13 protein-coding genes and 1 tRNA gene are annotated in these 15,302 nt (G+C 73.9%); 1 reads left to right on the top strand and 13 read right to left on the bottom strand.

Annotated elements, in window-relative coordinates; genetic code table 11:
* Window positions 1–259 precede the first annotated feature (259 nt).
* The 3 genes from OOJ98_RS03655 to OOJ98_RS03645 form a co-directional block, all read right to left on the bottom strand.
* On the bottom strand, window positions 260–829 hold the full coding sequence (locus OOJ98_RS03655) for a single-stranded DNA-binding protein (RefSeq protein ID WP_267053154.1): 570 nt from the start codon (window positions 827–829) through the stop codon (window positions 260–262).
* 209 nt (window positions 830–1,038) lie between these two features.
* Entirely contained in the window at window positions 1,039–2,760 is a 1,722-nt protein-coding gene (locus OOJ98_RS03650; RefSeq protein ID WP_267053153.1) for a GTPase, read from the bottom strand.
* A complete protein-coding gene (locus tag OOJ98_RS03645) occupies window positions 2,757–4,361 on the bottom strand; it encodes a dynamin family protein (RefSeq protein WP_267055496.1) in 1,605 nt (534 codons plus the stop codon). The genes OOJ98_RS03650 and OOJ98_RS03645 overlap by 4 nt, the downstream gene beginning before the upstream one ends.
* 366 nt (window positions 4,362–4,727) lie before the next feature.
* On the opposite strand from OOJ98_RS03645, the gene OOJ98_RS03640 reads away from it, so the two are divergent.
* Window positions 4,728–4,800, top strand: a tRNA-Arg gene (locus tag OOJ98_RS03640).
* 155 nt (window positions 4,801–4,955) lie between these two features.
* Here the strand turns inward: OOJ98_RS03640 and OOJ98_RS03635 are convergent.
* The 10 genes from OOJ98_RS03635 to OOJ98_RS03590 are packed head-to-tail and all read right to left on the bottom strand — an operon-like array spanning window position 4,956 to window position 15,291.
* Complete coding sequence (locus OOJ98_RS03635; RefSeq protein WP_267053152.1) at window positions 4,956–5,630, bottom strand: phenylalanine--tRNA ligase beta subunit-related protein; 675 nt, start codon at window positions 5,628–5,630, stop codon at window positions 4,956–4,958.
* The gene (locus OOJ98_RS03630; RefSeq protein WP_267053151.1) at window positions 5,627–6,937 is read right to left on the bottom strand and encodes a Gfo/Idh/MocA family protein; all 1,311 of its coding nucleotides are present in this window, start codon (window positions 6,935–6,937) and stop codon (window positions 5,627–5,629) included. The genes OOJ98_RS03635 and OOJ98_RS03630 overlap by 4 nt, the downstream gene beginning before the upstream one ends.
* Window positions 6,934–8,043 carry an Ldh family oxidoreductase gene (locus OOJ98_RS03625; protein ID WP_267053150.1) on the bottom strand — a complete coding sequence of 370 codons (1,110 nt, stop codon included), beginning with the start codon at window positions 8,041–8,043 and terminating at the stop codon, window positions 6,934–6,936. The genes OOJ98_RS03630 and OOJ98_RS03625 overlap by 4 nt, the downstream gene beginning before the upstream one ends.
* Complete coding sequence (locus tag OOJ98_RS03620; protein WP_267053149.1) at window positions 8,040–9,350, bottom strand: M20/M25/M40 family metallo-hydrolase; 1,311 nt, start codon at window positions 9,348–9,350, stop codon at window positions 8,040–8,042. The genes OOJ98_RS03625 and OOJ98_RS03620 overlap by 4 nt, the downstream gene beginning before the upstream one ends.
* The gene (locus OOJ98_RS03615) at window positions 9,343–10,191 is read right to left on the bottom strand and encodes a sugar phosphate isomerase/epimerase (protein WP_267053148.1); all 849 of its coding nucleotides are present in this window, start codon (window positions 10,189–10,191) and stop codon (window positions 9,343–9,345) included. Before OOJ98_RS03615 ends, OOJ98_RS03620 begins: the two co-directional genes overlap by 8 nt.
* On the bottom strand, window positions 10,188–11,330 hold the full coding sequence (locus tag OOJ98_RS03610; protein ID WP_267053147.1) for a DegT/DnrJ/EryC1/StrS aminotransferase family protein: 1,143 nt from the start codon (window positions 11,328–11,330) through the stop codon (window positions 10,188–10,190). Before OOJ98_RS03610 ends, OOJ98_RS03615 begins: the two co-directional genes overlap by 4 nt.
* Window positions 11,327–12,523: a DegT/DnrJ/EryC1/StrS aminotransferase family protein gene (locus OOJ98_RS03605; RefSeq protein WP_267053146.1), complete on the bottom strand. Its 1,197-nt coding sequence runs from the start codon at window positions 12,521–12,523 to the stop codon at window positions 11,327–11,329. The genes OOJ98_RS03610 and OOJ98_RS03605 overlap by 4 nt, the downstream gene beginning before the upstream one ends.
* Entirely contained in the window at window positions 12,520–13,323 is an 804-nt protein-coding gene (gene trpA / locus OOJ98_RS03600; protein ID WP_267053145.1) for a tryptophan synthase subunit alpha, read from the bottom strand. Before trpA ends, OOJ98_RS03605 begins: the two co-directional genes overlap by 4 nt.
* Window positions 13,310–14,506, bottom strand: a complete 1,197-nt coding sequence (gene trpB / locus OOJ98_RS03595; protein ID WP_267053144.1) for a tryptophan synthase subunit beta — start codon at window positions 14,504–14,506, stop codon at window positions 13,310–13,312. The genes trpA and trpB overlap by 14 nt, the downstream gene beginning before the upstream one ends.
* Window positions 14,503–15,291 carry an indole-3-glycerol phosphate synthase TrpC gene (locus OOJ98_RS03590; RefSeq protein WP_267053143.1) on the bottom strand — a complete coding sequence of 263 codons (789 nt, stop codon included), beginning with the start codon at window positions 15,289–15,291 and terminating at the stop codon, window positions 14,503–14,505. Before OOJ98_RS03590 ends, trpB begins: the two co-directional genes overlap by 4 nt.
* Window positions 15,292–15,302 lie beyond the last annotated feature (11 nt).

Here is a 15,302-nt window from a genome sequence, read left to right as displayed (position 1 = left end):
AGTGCCCCGTGAGTACGCGGGAATCCTAGGGATCCGGAAGCCGACGTTTCGCGGTGATGACATCAGATAACCATTCCGATTCGCAATCGTTATCGCGGAACACGTGTGCCAGCTCATCGTGTCGACAAATCCCCGGCACAGATGGGGAGTTTCGGGGCAACGCCCCGCTCCACCGGGCCGCAGGCACCGCTCCACCGGCGCTTCGGCGTCTCTCCCCGGCGGCCCTCCTCCGCACCCCCGATCCCCCAAGTCCCGCCGTCTAGACGCCCATCGGGGCCGCGTCCGAAACAGTGGCCGAAACCGACTCCCATACCACCGGCGCACCCCCACTGACCGGCCCCGCACCCCCGTCGACCGGCCCCGCAGCGCCGGGACCGGGGCCGCCCCCGGCCGAATCCGCCGGTGCCGAGCCGCCCACCTCCCCCTGGAAACCGGCTCGTTCGTCGCGCCCGACCGCGACCGCCTCCCCCTTGAACACCCGCCGGAACGCCGTCGTCCCCCGCGTCATGTCGTGCCCGATCGCCACCGCGTCGACGTCCGCCGAGAACCAGCGCGTACCGTCCTGCCGCTCTTCGGCGCGGACCTTCAACCGGCCGTGCACCAGCAACGGTTCGCCGATCGCGACCGAACCCGTCAGGTTCTTCCCGAGGGTGCGCGCCGCCCACACCGTGTAGAAGCTGGTGGCCCCGTCGACCCACGCCTGCTTCTCCCGGTCGAAGCGGCGCGCGGTCACCGCGAGGCGGAACCTCGCCGCGCCGCCCGTCGCCGAGTCCCGCCACTCCACCTGTGTGGCCGCGTTGCCGACCAGCGTCACCATCGTCTCGTTCACTGCCCCTGCCCCCGTATCCCCGACGCCGGCACGACAGAGAAGAACCCCGCCCGGTCCGGCCGTCGATCGAACCCTTGCGCTGTCGATCTCCATGCTGGACCGGACGGGGAGTCCGTGCTGCGGCCTGTGGACGACCGCCGGATTGTGGAAAACCCGCTCACCCCGGCGGGCCGCTCACCCCGTGAAGCCCGCTCACCCCGGCGGGCCGCTCACCGCCGCGCCCCCGCCCCCACCACCGCCGCGTACTGCTCCCGCACCTCGCGGTAGCGGAGCAGTTCCGCGGCGAGCGGGTCGAGGACCTTGGCCCGGCCGCAGGCCGCCGCGGCCTCCCGGAGCCTGCGCTCGGCGTCCTGCCCGTAGCGCCGGCCCGGCCCGCGCGCCGCCACCGCGCACGCCCACTCCACCAGCGGGCCGCCGACGACGCCGCCCAGCATGATCAGCGCGGGCACGATGAGGCCGGGCTGAAGGATCCCGACGATCTGGCCCAGCAGCCAGAGCCCGCCCACGATCTGAATGGCCGTCATGGCCATCTGGGCCAGCACGGCCGCCGGCCACCAGGGCGGACGCGGCGAGGTCCCGCGCTCCAGTTCCTCCCGCACCGCGAGTTCGTCGAGCGCCTCCGGCAGCCCGTCGGCGCCCCGGACCGCCGCCTCGCGCACCGCCTGCGCCCACGGGGCGGGAAGCCCCGCCGTGGCGTGGTCGGCGACGGTACGGACGGCCTGTTCGACGCGCTGGCGTGCGGTGACCTGCTCCTCGATCTGGGCGTCCGAGCGCGGCCGCTGGATGGCCGGGACCCGGATCTGGTCGTACCAGCGCCACAGCCGCAGCCAGGGCGTGCCGCACGCGCGCTGGGCGTTGCGGCGCCACTCGCGTTCGGCGGCCTCGCCCGCGGCGGTGGCGCCCACCGCCGCCGCGAGGCGGTCCGCGAACTCGTCGCGGGCCCGCTCGCCCAGCCCCGGCCTGCCGTCCGCGACGTACAGCGGACGCAGTTCGGCGGCGGCGGCGTCCACGTCGGCGGCGAGCCTGCGGGCGGCGGCGCCGCGCTCCTGCACGAAACGGCCGAGCTGTTCGCGCAGTTCGCCGACGCCCTGGCCGGTCAGCGCGGAGAGCGCGAGCACCGAGGCGCCGGGCTCGCCGTGTTCGCCGAGCGCCATGCCGTCCTCGTCGAGCAGCCGGCGCAGATCGTCGAGGACCAGGTCGGCGGCGTCGCCGGGCAGCCGGTCCACCTGGTTGAGGACGACGAAGCTGACCTCCGCGTGTCCGGCCAGGGGGCGCAGGTACCGCTCGTGCAGGACGGCGTCGGCGTACTTCTCGGGGTCCACGACCCATACGACCGCGTCGACCAGGGCGAGGACGCGATCGGCCGCCTGGCGGTGCGAGACGACCGCCGAGTCCAGGTCGGGGAGGTCGACCAGGACGAGGCCCTCCAGGGCGCCGCCCGCGCCGTCGAGCGGCCGGCGGCGCAGCCTGCCGGGGATGCCGAGCCGGTCGAGCAGGCCGGCGGCGCCGTCGGTCCAGCTGCACGCGATGGGCGCCCCGGTGGTCGGGCGGCGCAGTCCGGTGTCCGAGATCTGGCTTCTGGCAAGGGCGTTGAAGAGGGTCGACTTGCCGCTCCCGGTGGCGCCCGCGATGGCGACGACGGTGTGCCGCGCGGACAGTCGCTGGCGCGCGGACGCCTCGTCGAGCACCCGCCCGGCCTCCGCGAGCGCCTGCGCGTCGAGCCGCGTACGGGAGAGGCCGACCAGTTCGCGCAGCGCGTCCAGGCGTCCGCGCACGGCTCCGACGTAGGGGCCGCCGATGGGTTCGAACGCGGCGTCCTGCGCCTCCTCGCCCTGCTCGCCCTCCTCGACGGCGGGCGTCATCTCGCCGGGCTCGGCGGCGCGCCGCGCGATCAGCCCGTCGGCCCAGCGGTCCTCGGCCTCCTGCGTCATGCGGCCTTCCTCTCCTTCTGCACTACGGACAGGGCGGCGATCAGGCCGGCCTGCGGCTCGGGCGTCACCTCGAGGGCGTCGAGCGGCGCGAGCCGCCGCTCCCGCTCGGCGCCGAGCACCTGGTCGATGTAGGTGGCGACGAGTTCACTGCCCTTGTCGCGCAGGCGCAGCGCGCCCTGCGCGCCGATCCGCTCGGCGAGCCGCTCACCGGCCCGGCGCGCCCGGCGGCCACCGAGCAGGGCGGCGGCGAGCAGCGCCGCGACGGACTCGGGGTCGGGCGCCACCGAGCGTTCCATTTCCCGCACTTCGTCCTCGGCCAGCTCCTCGAGCACCCGCCGCCAGCGCCGCACGGCGAGCCCGATGCGGTCCTCGGGGTCCTCGTGGCGTACGCCGTCGGCGAGGCGGGCCGCCGCCGGTTCGCGCGCCCACGCCTCCCTGACCCGTTCGTCGGCGGCGGCCGCCGCGCAGCGCAGCAGTTCGGCGAGGCTGTCCACGAGGGCGTCGAGCAGTTCGGCGGAGGACGCGCCGCCGGGGTGGGCGCGCCAGCGGGTGAGGGCGTCCCCCGCGAGCACCTCGCCCGCCTGGAGCCGGCGCCGCACCCGGGCGCCTTCCTTGCCGTACGCGTCCTCGACCGCGCCGGTGAGGCGTACGGCGGCGGCGTACTGGGCGGCGACGGCCGAAGCCAGCTCCGGCATGCGGGCGTTGAGCGACTCGATCGCGCCGGACGCGGTGCGGGCGACGGCCTGCTGACGGGCGGCGGGGTCCTGGCTGCGGTGGGTGAGCCAGGTGCGCAGCGCGGCGACGGCGGTGGAGGGCAGGAGTCCGTGCGAGGCGCCCGCGGATTCGGGGAGTTCGGGCACGGTGAACCGCGGCACATCGCCGAGCCCGGCGCGGGTGAGCAAGGCGCCGTACTGGCGGGAGACTTCGGCGAGCACCTGGTGGGGCACCCGGTCGAGCACGGTGACGAGGGTGGCGTCGTACTCCTTCGCGGTACGCAGCAGATGCCAGGGGACGGCGTCGGCGTAGCGGGAGGCGGTGGTGACCATGACCCAGACGTCGGCGGCGCAGATGAGTTCGGCGGCCAGGATGCGGTTGCCCACGACGAGCGAGTCGATGTCGGGGGCGTCGAGCAGGGCGAGCCCGCGCGGCAGGGTGGCGGCGGTCTCCACGCGTACCGATCCGTCGTCGTCCCCGCAGGGCAGGTCGTCGACCTCGGCGTCCTCGTGCTGCTGCGGCAGCCATACGCGGGTGAGGCCGGGCAGCACCCGCACCCCGGAGAACCACTCCTTGTCGTCGGGGTGGCAGACGAGCACGGGCGTACGGGTGGTGGGGCGCAGCACACCCGCCTGGCTGACCCGCCTGCCCACAAGGGAGTTGACGAGGGTGGACTTTCCGGCGCCGGTGGAGCCGCCGATGACGGCGAGCAGCGGGGCTTCGGGATCGCGGAGCCGTGGCAGCAGATAGTCGTCGAGCTGTGCGAGCAGCTCGCTGCGGGTCTGCCGGGCGCGTGGCGCCCCCGGCAGGGGCAGCGGGAGGCGCACGGCGGCGACACTGTCGCGCAGGGCGGAGAGTGCGTCGATGAGCTGAGGCCGTACGTCCAAGGTCACCACATGCGAAGAATGCCCAATTTTGGCGGCTTTTTGAAGCGTATGGCTACTTTCCGCGCGCGTCCGTACGCCACCGGGACGCGCCGAACGGACACAGGGGACACATGGGATGAGTGGGACGCAGGCATAACGAGTGCACAACACCCTGCGCCGCGAGCGTCAAAAGCGCTGCATGATTCGCACCCGCCTGCGATTATCGGTTCGCTTCACCGAACCTCCACATCGTGCCACGCAGGTGAAGCAACCGGGACGAGGTGACAGGAGCCCTATCCTTGTCCCCGGCAAGGTCACCGGCCCGGGACCAGTCCCGGACCAGCACCCCTGCCCGCCCGGGGCTCCAGGCCGCCGAGGCCCCACCCGGCCCCCGTAGCTCAGTGGATAGAGCAGGCGCCTTCTAAGCGCTTGGCCGCAGGTTCGAGTCCTGCCGGGGGCGCAACCGCGCCACAGCGTCACGGCCCTCCTTCGGGAGGGCCTTTTTGCTGGTCGGAGCACCGTAGCGAGCCGGTGGTAGCACCCGCGTAAACGCCGTACCCGCCCCCGGTGGGTACCGGGGGCGGGTACGGAGACGGCCGGATTCGGGCGGTGCGTTCAGCCCGTGATCAGCCTCGCCGCCCGCGTCAGCGCGGCCGACACCGACTCCGCGTCGATGCCGGGGACGACGCAGCCCAGCAGGATCACCCGGCGGGTCGCCGCCGTCACCGACTGGTGGACGCCGTCGCGGTGGGCGAACAGGGAGAGGACGCGGGCCTCGTCGGCCAGGATCAGGCGGCCCGGCTCCAGTGCGACGGAGTCGTCCGCACCGAGGGCGAGGAAGTCCTCGCCGCCCCGGCTGACGGCCAACCGTACCGCTCCGGTCACCCGGTCCGCGTCGAAGACGCCGAGCGCCGCCAGGTCGGTGACGGCCACCGCGTTCACCGCGTCGACCACCGGGTTGATCCGGGGCCACGCGCCGGCCGGCTTGGCGCGCAGGCCCCGGTCGATCAGGGCCTGGATGGACGGCGGCTGACGGTCCGGGTCCTGGCCGATCAGCTTCGACAGCTGCCGGTAGGCCGCCACGCGCGGGTGGTTGCGGATGGCGCCACGGGACTGCTCGTGCCATGCGCCGTGCTGGGCGAGCCAGAGCGCGTCGGCCGCTTCGTCGAGGCCGTCGGCCGTCACCTCCGCGATGGTGGCGAGCACCTCGACGCCCGGGAACGCGGCGGCGGCCTCGTCGTCGACGGCGATGGGGTGCGGGGGCGCGAGGGACGTGGTGCTGTCCGTCATGTGGACTCCTTGAAGACGACCAGGTCGCCGGCCGAGAGGTCGAGGTCCTCGGCGGTGAGCAGCCGGTCGCTGTGGATCAGGACGTTGTAGTGATTGGGAGCATGGCACTCGTCGAAGCCGACGACGACGCCTATCAGCCTTTCACCGAGCCAGAGTTGATCGCCCCGCTCCAGCACGGTGGCGCGGGTGAATTCCGCGAAGCCGAGGAATCCCACCGCGTCGATCCGGTCCCCGGGCGCCGACGGGTGGTCGGTGGTGGTCACCAGTTCGTGGACGTCGCCCGCGCGCACACAGCGCGAGCCCCAGGGCGACAGGCTCATCCCCCGGTCGTCGCGGCGGTGGAACAGCAGCTTGACGAGGTGCGCGCCGACCGGTTCCTTGGCGGGCATCCGCAGCCGGCGCTCCTTGCTCCGCGCCGTCCGGTACGCCTGCTCGACCAGCTCCACCACGACGGGCCCGTCGTCGATCCGGGCGGGGCCCGCGGCGACCGCCGAGCGGAAGTCGGCCATGATGCCCCGGTACTCGTGGTCCAGCGAGGACTTGAACCCCTCGTAGCCCGCCAGCATGTCGGCGTGGACCGTGCTGCCGTCCTTGAGGTGGACGGTGATGTCCTTGACCTCGCCGGTGGGCAGCGCCCAGTCCAGCTCGACGGTGACGGGGATGCCGTCCCCGGTGCGCAGTTCCAGCTCGGCGCAGAACTCGACGCCGCCGCGGACGTCGCCGATGGTCGCGTCGGTGAGCGTCAGCTCCCCGACCACCTGGCGCAGCGCGTCGAGCGCGTTGGGCCCGTTGTCGATCACACAGCCGCCGCCGCAGCGGTCCCGGTCGAGGTACCAGCGGTCGTTTCCGGTGTGCTCCTCGATCCGCTCGTGGTAGCGGCCGACGACCCGCTCGATCCGCGTACGGTCCGGCAACCGCGCGGCCAGAGCGAGGACATGGCTGTTGTAGCGGCGGTGGAACGCCGTGAACAGGGTGCTGCCCGTGCGCTCGGCGATCGCGGCCAGCTCGCGGGCGTCCGCGGCGGCCACGGTCAGCGGCTTCTCGCAGGCGACGTGGATCCCAGCGGTGAGCGCGGCGGCCACCACCGGGGCGTGCAGGTCGTTGGGGAGGGTCACGACCACGCCGTCGACCAGACCGGACGCGATCAGCTCGCGGTGGTCGGTGAACGTGGCCACGCCGGCCGGGAGTCGGTCCAGCTTCGCCCGGTCGAGGTCGCACGCCGCGGTGAGTTCGAGCTGGTCGTCCTCGTCGACGGCGCGCAGGAAGTACGGGGAGATGACGCCCAGGCCGATGATGCCGATCCTCATCCGGTCGCCACCTCCGGGCGCAGCTCCGCCGGGGTGGCGAGGTCGAGCCGCTCGGCGAGGGCGACGAGGCCCGCGGCCACGTGGTCCGGCAGGGCGACGCCGTCGCGCCGGGACTCCTCGGCCCTTGCGGCCTCGGGGGCGCCGGGGTAGGTGACGGATCCGCCGGGCACGGCCGGCGGGCAGGCGCTCACGGTGTCGAGCAGCTCACGGGCACCCCGGCCGAACGACTCGGCCGCGCCGAAGGCGGCCGGGTCGATGGCGATCACGGTGTGGCCGATGTCGGTGTCGGGCCGCTCGTCGCCGTCGACGAGCAGGTCCGGCGTCGGACCGTGGCTCGCGCCCGCCAGCGGGCCGCACAGCAGGTCGACCAGGAGCGCGAGGCCGTAGCCCTTGGCTCCGCCGGTGGCCGCAGAGCCGCCCAGCCAGGTGACGTCGGCCTTGCCGTCGAAGAACGCGTCGGGGTCGGTGACGGCGGTGCCGTCGGGGGCCGTCAGCCAGCCCTCGGGGACCGACCGGCCCTCGCGCTGGGCGGCCCGGATCTTGCCGGTGGCGACCGTGGTGGCGCTCATGTCGAGCACGAAGGGCGCTCCGCCGGGCGCGGGGGCGGCCACCGCGAGGGGGTTGGTGCCGAGCATCCGGGTCAGGCCGCCGAGCGGCGGGGCGACGCCCTGGGCGCCGCAGTTGGTCATCGCGATGGCGATGAGGCCGGCCTGGGTGGCGCGGTGGGCGTAGTACCCGGCGCTGCCGAAGTGGCTGCTGTTGCGGACCGCGACCATGGCTATGCCGGTCCCGCGCGCCTTGTCGACCGCCAGGTCGGTGGCGAGCGTGGTGGTGACGAGGCCGAGGCCCCGGTCGCCGTCGATCACGGCGCTCGACGCGGTCTCGGTGACGGTACGGGGGACGGCGTTCGCGTTGATCCGGCCGTCCAGCAGGCGGGGCGCGTAGATGCCGGCGAGGGCGTTGCTGCCGTGCGTGGTGAAGCCGTGCTCGTCGGCGTAGACCACGACCTCCGCGGCGGCCGCCGCCGCCTTCTCGTCGAGTCCGGAGCGCCGCAGCGCCTCCCGCGCGAAGCCTCGCAGGGTCTCCAGCGGAATCCTGACGGTCATCTCTCTGCCTCCTGAGTAGCGATATGGGTGCCGAAGCGGACGACGAGGTCCTTGATCTGCCGTGCGTAGCGGGCGAGTTCGGCGAGTTCAAGGAACTCGCCGGGGGTGTGCGCGCCGTGGGTGTCGAGGCCGCCGGGGCCGCAGACCGCGACGTAGCGGCCGGGTCCGCCGGCCCAGATGGCGTCGCAGGTGAAGGCCGATCCGTCGGCGAGGCCGTCGTGCCGGGGGAAGCCGGCCGCGCCGAGCAGCGCCTCCATCTTCTGGTCGCGGTTGTCCAGGACGGGCAGGCCGCGCTTGAGCCAGTCGAAGCGGATCACCTCGTCCCAGTCGGCGACGAGCCGCTCGGTGAGCGCGCTGCCCGCGTGGGCCGCCGCGAACTCCGCGCGCGCCTGCCGGAGCAGGTCCTCCAACTCCCGCTCCAGCAGCACCGCTTGGCGCCTGTCCTGGTAGGCGATGTTCATCAGGAGCTCGCCGGTGCCGTAGACCCGGTTGTGCGCGTCGCCGGTGCGCAGCCCCGCCACACAGAGCTTCGCGCCCAACTCCTGTGCGCGCGGCCCGAGTCGGCGTACCAGGAAGTCGGCGAGGAAGCCCAGCGCGACGGTGGCGTTGTGGCCGCCGGCCGGGTGGTCGTCGGTGCTGTCGGAGCCCGCCACCCGGATGCGGGGGGTCATCGCCGCCGTGCAGGCGTCCATCACCCGGCCGCCGGTGGGTTCGGCGAACAGCATCAGGCGCCCGGTCAGCCCGCTGTCGACCAGCCAGCGGGTGCCGTACGTGCCCATCGCGCCGCCCTCTTCGCCGGGTACGGAGGCGAGCTGGGCCTCGATCGTGCCGGCGAGCCAGGGTTCGGCGGCGAACGCGGCCGCGATCCCGGCGGCGGCCGCGATGCCGGGCCCCTTGTCGTCGACCGCGCCGCGCCCGTACAGGACGCCGTCGGCGATCCGCGGGTCGATGTGCGGGCCGACGGTGTCGACGTGGAAGTTGACGATCAGCCGGTGTTCCGGCGCGGCGGGCCGCCCCATCCGCACCACGGCGCTCGGCTGGGCGGCGAGGAAGCCCTCCGGGTCGGCCAGGACGGCCGCGCGGACCGGCGCGGGAACGTCGGCCCCGGTGAGGAAGGCGGCCGGCGGCCCGGCGTGCAGGACCTCGGTGAAGCCCCGGGCGAGCGCGCCGTCCAGGAACACCCGCTGGGCGTCACGGGTCAGTTCGGCCTTGCCGCCCTCGAAGGGCGACACCGAGGGGACGGCCATCAGGTCGAGGAGCCACTCCGTCTCGGACGGCCCGAACGGCCCTCCGGTCGGGTCAGTCATGGGGGATCGTCTCCCAGATCTCGCGGAAGGCGAGCGCGCAGGCCCGGTACCCCGCGGCGAGTTCGGCGGCGCCCGCGGTGGCCGCCAGGTGCGGAATGTGCGCGACGTGCGGCTCCAGGCTGTAGCGGCCCCGGTATCCGGCCTGCTCCAACTGGCGTACGCAGTCGGCTACTTCGACCTCGCCACGGCCCGGCAGGGTGAAGACCGCGCCGTCCGGCGTGCGGTGCCCGTCCTTGATGTGGACGTGGTCGACCCAGGGCAGCACCTTGCCGAGGAACTCGGTCGCCTCGTACCCGTAGGCGAGCCCGTTGCCGATGTCGAAGACGAGCCGCAGCGCCGGGCTGGCCACGTGGTCGAGCAGGCGCAGCGTCTCGTCGGGGCCCCGGCCGGCCCAGCCCTGGCAGTTCTCGTGCAGCAGCCGCACGTCGAGCCGCTCGGCCTCGCGCGTCAGGACGGCCATGCGGCGGAGCGACTCGGCGGCCCATTCCGCTTCGGGGCGCCCGTCGTTCGGGTAGGACATCACCCGCAGCCACCGGCTGCCCAGGGCGTGGGCGGCCGCGGCGGAGCCGGCGAGGACCGACAGCTCCGCGTCGAGGCCGGTGGCGACCGTGGTGGACCAGTTCCCGATCGGGGTGTCCACCACCGGCACCACGAGCCCGGCCGCCCGGACCCGCTCGGCGACCTCGGCGAGCGCGTCGGCGGTCAGCTCGTGCAGCCCGCGGCCGTCTACCGTACGCAACTCGATGGCGCCGAGGCCCAGTTCGCGGTGGATGGCCAGCTGTTCGGTGAGGCCGGGGGCGGCCTCGTCGCCGATGCCGCAGGCCCGGTCGGTCCAGCTCACCTGGCACCCCGGTAGAAGCGCTCGATCGCGTCGGCGACCTGGGCCACGGCCCCGGGCCGCATGCCGGGGTGGAGCGGCAGGGCCAGGCATTCGCGGGCGAGCCGCTCGGCGACCGGGAAGTCGCCCTCCTGGTGGCCGAGATGGGCGAAGGCGGGCTGGAGGTGCAGGGGCTTCGGGTAATAGACCACGGTCTCGATGCCCTCCCCCGCGAGGAACTCCTTGAGCTCCTCGCGGCGCCGGGCGCGCACCACGTAGGTGTAGACGGCGCGGTCGCCGTAGCCGCCCGGCGGGGTCAGCAGGTCCGGCGCGAGCGGCGCGAGGCGGTCGTTGTACTCCTGGGCGAGTTCCCTGCGAACGGTGAGGAACTCGTCGAGGCGCGGCAGCCGTCGCAGCAGGAACGCGGCGGTGATCTCGTCCATGCGCGCGTTGAAGCCGACCTTGTGGTGCAGGAAGCGCACGTTCAGGTCCTGGCCGTGGTTGCGCAGCATCCGTACGTCACGGGCCAGGGCGTCGTCGTCGGTGACGACCATGCCCGCGTCGCCCGCGCCGCCGATCGGCTTGGCGGGGAAGAAGGAGAAGACCCCGGCCGTGCCGTGCCGCCCCGCCGGAAGGCCGTCGACCGTGGCGCCCAGGCCGACCGCGCTGTCCTCCACCAGGGCGAGCGAGCGGCGCCCGGCGAGTTCGGCGAGGCCCGCCATGTCGGGGTGGGTGGTGAAGAGGTAGGCGGGCAGCAGGGCGCGGGTGTTGCCGGTGACGGCGGCCTCGGCGGCGCCGAGGTCGAGGCAGGCGGTGTCGTAGTCGACGTCCGCGAAGACCGGGCGGGCGCCGCGCAGGGCGACGGTGCTGGCGGTCGAGATGAACGAGAAGGCGGGGGTCACGACCTCGTCGCCGGGGCCGAGGCCGAGGGCGGCGAGGATCACGGTGAGCGCGCCGGTGCCGCTCGCCACCGCGACGGCGTGGGCGGCGCCGGTCCGCTCGGCGACCCGCGCTTCGAGCGCGGCCACCCGGGACTTGAGGATGAACTCGTCGGATTCCGCGGCCTCGCGGACGGCGGTGAGTACGTGGTCGGTCCAGCCCTCGTAGCGGCTCGACCAGTCGAAGTACGGCACGCCGGGGGCGGGGGGAAGGGTCGTCGTCACGCGTGCTCCTTGTGGAACCGGTGCACGAGCTCGCACACGCGGTCGACCTGGTCGTCGGTCAGGTCCGGGTAGAGCGGCAGGCCCACCGCGCGCCGGGCGGCGGCCGTGGCGACCGGCACCGGGTGCTGGGCGCCGGGCAGATGGGCGAGCGCGGGCTGCTCGGTCAGCGGGCGCGGGTAGTAGACCTCGGTGCCCACCCCGTGCGCGGCCAGGTGGTCGACCAGCTCGTCGCGGTGGTCGCTCTCGATGAGGTAGACGTACCAGACGGCGTTGCCGGGCTCGGCCGTCTCGGCCATGAAGGGGATCCGGACGGCCGGGGCCAGCGGGGCGAGGCCCTCGTCGTAGCGGGCCGCGAGTTCGGCCCGGCGCTCGATGTCGGCGGACAGGGTCTCCAGGCGGGTGAGCAGGACCGCCGACTGGATCTCGTCGAGCCGGCTGTTGTAGCCGAGTTCCAGGTACTCGTAACTGCCGTCCACCTGCTGGCCGTGGCTGCGCAGCCGCCGGGCGCGTTCGGCGACGGCGTCGTCGTCGGTGAGGACCATGCCGGCGTCGCCGAGCGCGCCGAGGGTCTTGGTGGGGAAGAAGGAGAGCACCCCGCCGCTGCCCCAGAGGCCCGCGTGCCGGCCGCCCATGACCATGCCGATGCCCTCGGCGCTGTCTTCGAGGAGCAGCAGACCGTGCTCGTCGGCCAGGTCGCGGAGCGTGCGCATGTCCGCCATCTGCGAGAACAGGTGCACCGGCATGATCGCCTTGGTGCGCTCGGTGACCGCCGCGCGGGCCGCCGCCGGGTCCATGGCGTACGAGCCGGGCAGCACGTCCACGAGGACCGGCTCGGCGCCGACGTGCAGGACGGCCGACGCGGAGGCGAAGAAGGTGTACGCCGGGACGATCACCTCGTCCCCCGGGCCGACGCCGGCGGCGCGCAGCAGGATGATCAGCGCGTCGGTGCCGTTGCCGACCGCGATGGCGTGCTTGGCCCCGGTCAGGGCCGCGATCCGCTCCTCCAGCTCCCGGCCGAGCGCCCCGAAGGTGAAGCGGCCTGCGGCGGCGACCTCGCGCAGCCGGGCCTCCAGCCCCGCCCAGCCGCGGCGGATCGACTCGGCGCCGGTGAAGAAGGGGATCGGTGCCGCGGCGGACGGCGCTTCGGTGGACGGCCGCTCCGCCGGGCGCGCGCCCTGCGTCGAGGTGCTCATCGGCAGGCCGCCTTGAGTTCGCCGATCAGCTCGCTGGCCGCGAGGATGCGCCGGGCGGGGGTCGCCTCGTCGCCGATCGCCCGCAGCAGCGCGCTGCCCACGATGACGCCCGCGGCCCGGCCGCGCAGGGCGGTGATGTGCCGGGGCCGGGAGATCCCGAAGCCGACGCAGACCGGCAGGGTGCTGCCCGTCGCCTCGCCGACCCGGCTCAGATAGGCGTCGATGCCCGGGTCAAGCTCCTCGCGGATGCCCGTGACGCCGTTGGCGGCGAGGGCGTACAGGAAGCCGCGCGAGCGCTCGGCGGTGGCCCGCAGCCGCTCGGGGCTGCTTCCGGGGGCGGAGAAGAAGACCTGGCCGAGGTCGTGGGTCCGGGCGGCGCTGAGCCAGTCGTCCGCCTCGTGGGCGGGCAGGTCGGGGACGATGAAGCCGTCCGCGCCGGCCGCCGCGGCGTCGGCGTAGAGCTGCTCCAGGCCGTAGCGCAGGAACGGGTTGCAGTACCCCATCAGCATGATGGGCACGTCGACGCCGTTCTCGCGGGCGCCGGCCACGATCTCCAGGACGGCGGCGGCGGTGACGCCGCGTTCGAGGGCGGCGTGGGTGGTCTGCTGGATCAGCGGGCCGTCGCCGAGCGGGTCGGAGAAGGGCACCCCGAGTTCGATGATGTCGGCGCCCGCCGAACAGACCGCCTCGATCAGCGGCCCCGTCTCGGCCAGGGCCGGATAACCGGCCGTGAGGTACGCGACCAGCACGGTCTCGCCCCGCTCCGACGCACGGGCGAAGGTCTTCTCAAGCCGCTCCACCGGTCTGCTCCTTTCGCTGTCCGATCGCCGCCATGGCGGAGGTGAGGTCCTTGTCGCCGCGCCCCGACAGGTTGACGAGCAGCTGGCTGCCGCGGGCGAAGGTGGGGGCCACGCGCAGCGCCGCGGCGACCGCGTGCGAGGACTCCAGGGCCGGCACGATCCCCTCGGAACGCGCCAGCTCCTGGAAGGCGTCGAGGGCTTCGTCGTCGGACGCGGTCAGGTACTCGACCCGTCCGCTGTCCTTGAGGTGGCTGTGCTCCGGACCCGCGCCCGGGTAGTCGAGGCCGGGGGCGATGCTGTGGGTGAGCAGCACCTGTCCGTCGTCGTCCTGGAGCAGATAGGTGCGCATGCCCTGGAGCACGCCGGGCTCGCCGTAGATCAGCGGCGCGGCGTGGTGTCCGAGCGAGCCGCTGCCGTCGCCTGCCGCCTGGACGCCGATGAGGCGTACGGGGTCGTCGAGGAACCCGCTGAACACGCCGATGGAGTTGGAGCCGCCGCCGACGCAGGCGATGACGGCGTCGGGCAGCCGGCCCGACGCGGCGAGGAACTGCTCGCGGGCCTCGCGGCCGATCACCGACTGGAAGTCGCGGACGATGCTGGGGAAGGGGTGCGGGCCCACGACCGAGCCGAGCAGGTAGTGCGTGGTGTCGGGGTGGGTGATCCACTCGCGGATCGCCTCGTTCACCGCGTCCTTGAGGGTGGCGGTCCCCTGGTCGACGAGGCGGACCTCCGCGCCGAGCAGACGCATGCGCTGGAGGTTGGGGAGCTGGCGCTCGGCGTCGACGCGACCCATGTAGATGGTGGCGTCCAGGCCGAGGTAGGCGCAGGCGGCGGCGACGGCGACGCCGTGCTGTCCGGCGCCGGTCTCGGCGATGATGCGGCGCTTGCCGAGGCGGGAGGCGAGCAGGGCCTGGCCGATGGCGTTGTTGATCTTGTGGGCGCCGGTGTGGGTGAGGTCCTCGCGCTTGAGCCAGATCGTCACGCCGTGCGGCTCGATGCCGAGGCGGCGCAGCCTGGTGATGGGCGTGGGGCGGCCCACGAAGGTGGCGAGCAGGCCGTTCAGCTCCGCTTCGAAGGCGGAGTCCTGGCGTGCTTCCAGGTAGGTGTTCCACAGCTCTTCCAGCGGGCCGACGAGGGTCTCCGCCACGAACTGGCCGCCGTAGTCGCCGAATCGGCCGGTCATCGGGTCACCTCTCCGGTGCGGACGCCGAGCAGTTCGCCCACGGCCGCGCCGGTGTCGGCGGCGCTGAGCAGGTTCTCGCCGACGAGTACGCCGTCGAAGCCGTGCCCGGCGATCCGCTCCATGTCGCCCCGGCCGCCGATGCCGCTCTCGCTGACGGTGAGGACACCCGCCGGGATCAGGGTGCGCAGCTTCGCGGAGTTCTCCAGATCGACCGAGAAGGTCTGCAGGTCACGGTTGTTGATGCCGACCAGGTGTGCGCCGGCCGCGAGGGCCCGCTCGATCTCGGGTGCGGTGAAGGTCTCCACCAGGGCGTCGAGGCCGAGCCCGGCGGCGGTCTGGAGGAGGTCCTTCAGGAGGGCGTCGTCCACCGCGCGGACGATCAGCAGGACGGCGTCCGCGCCCGTCCGGTGGGCGAGTTCGACCTGCCGCGTGTCGACGAGGAAGTCCTTGTAGAGCACGGGGACGGTGACCCTCGGGTCGGCCGCGATGGAGGCGACGAGCTCCGGCGAGCCGCCGAAGAACGCGGTGTCGGCGAGGACGGAGACGGCGGACGCGCCGGCGGCGGCGTAGGTGCGGGCGGTGTCGAGGGCGCGGTCCAGCGGCAGCAGTTCGCCCTTGGACGGCGACTTGGGCTTGACCTCCGCGATCACCGAGACGTCCGGGCCGCGCAGCGCGTCGGCGAAGGTGCCCGGCACGGCGGGCGTCGGGCGTTCGCCCGGCACGGGGGTGCCGACGGTCCGGCTCCAGTCCTCGCGCTTGCGAGCGACGATCTCATCGAGGTGCACGGGAGCTGCTC

Source organism: Streptomyces sp. NBC_00083, assembly GCF_026343295.1.
Taxonomy (GTDB): Bacteria; Actinomycetota; Actinomycetes; order Streptomycetales; family Streptomycetaceae; genus Streptomyces.
This window is presented reverse-complemented; position numbering and strand designations above follow the sequence as displayed.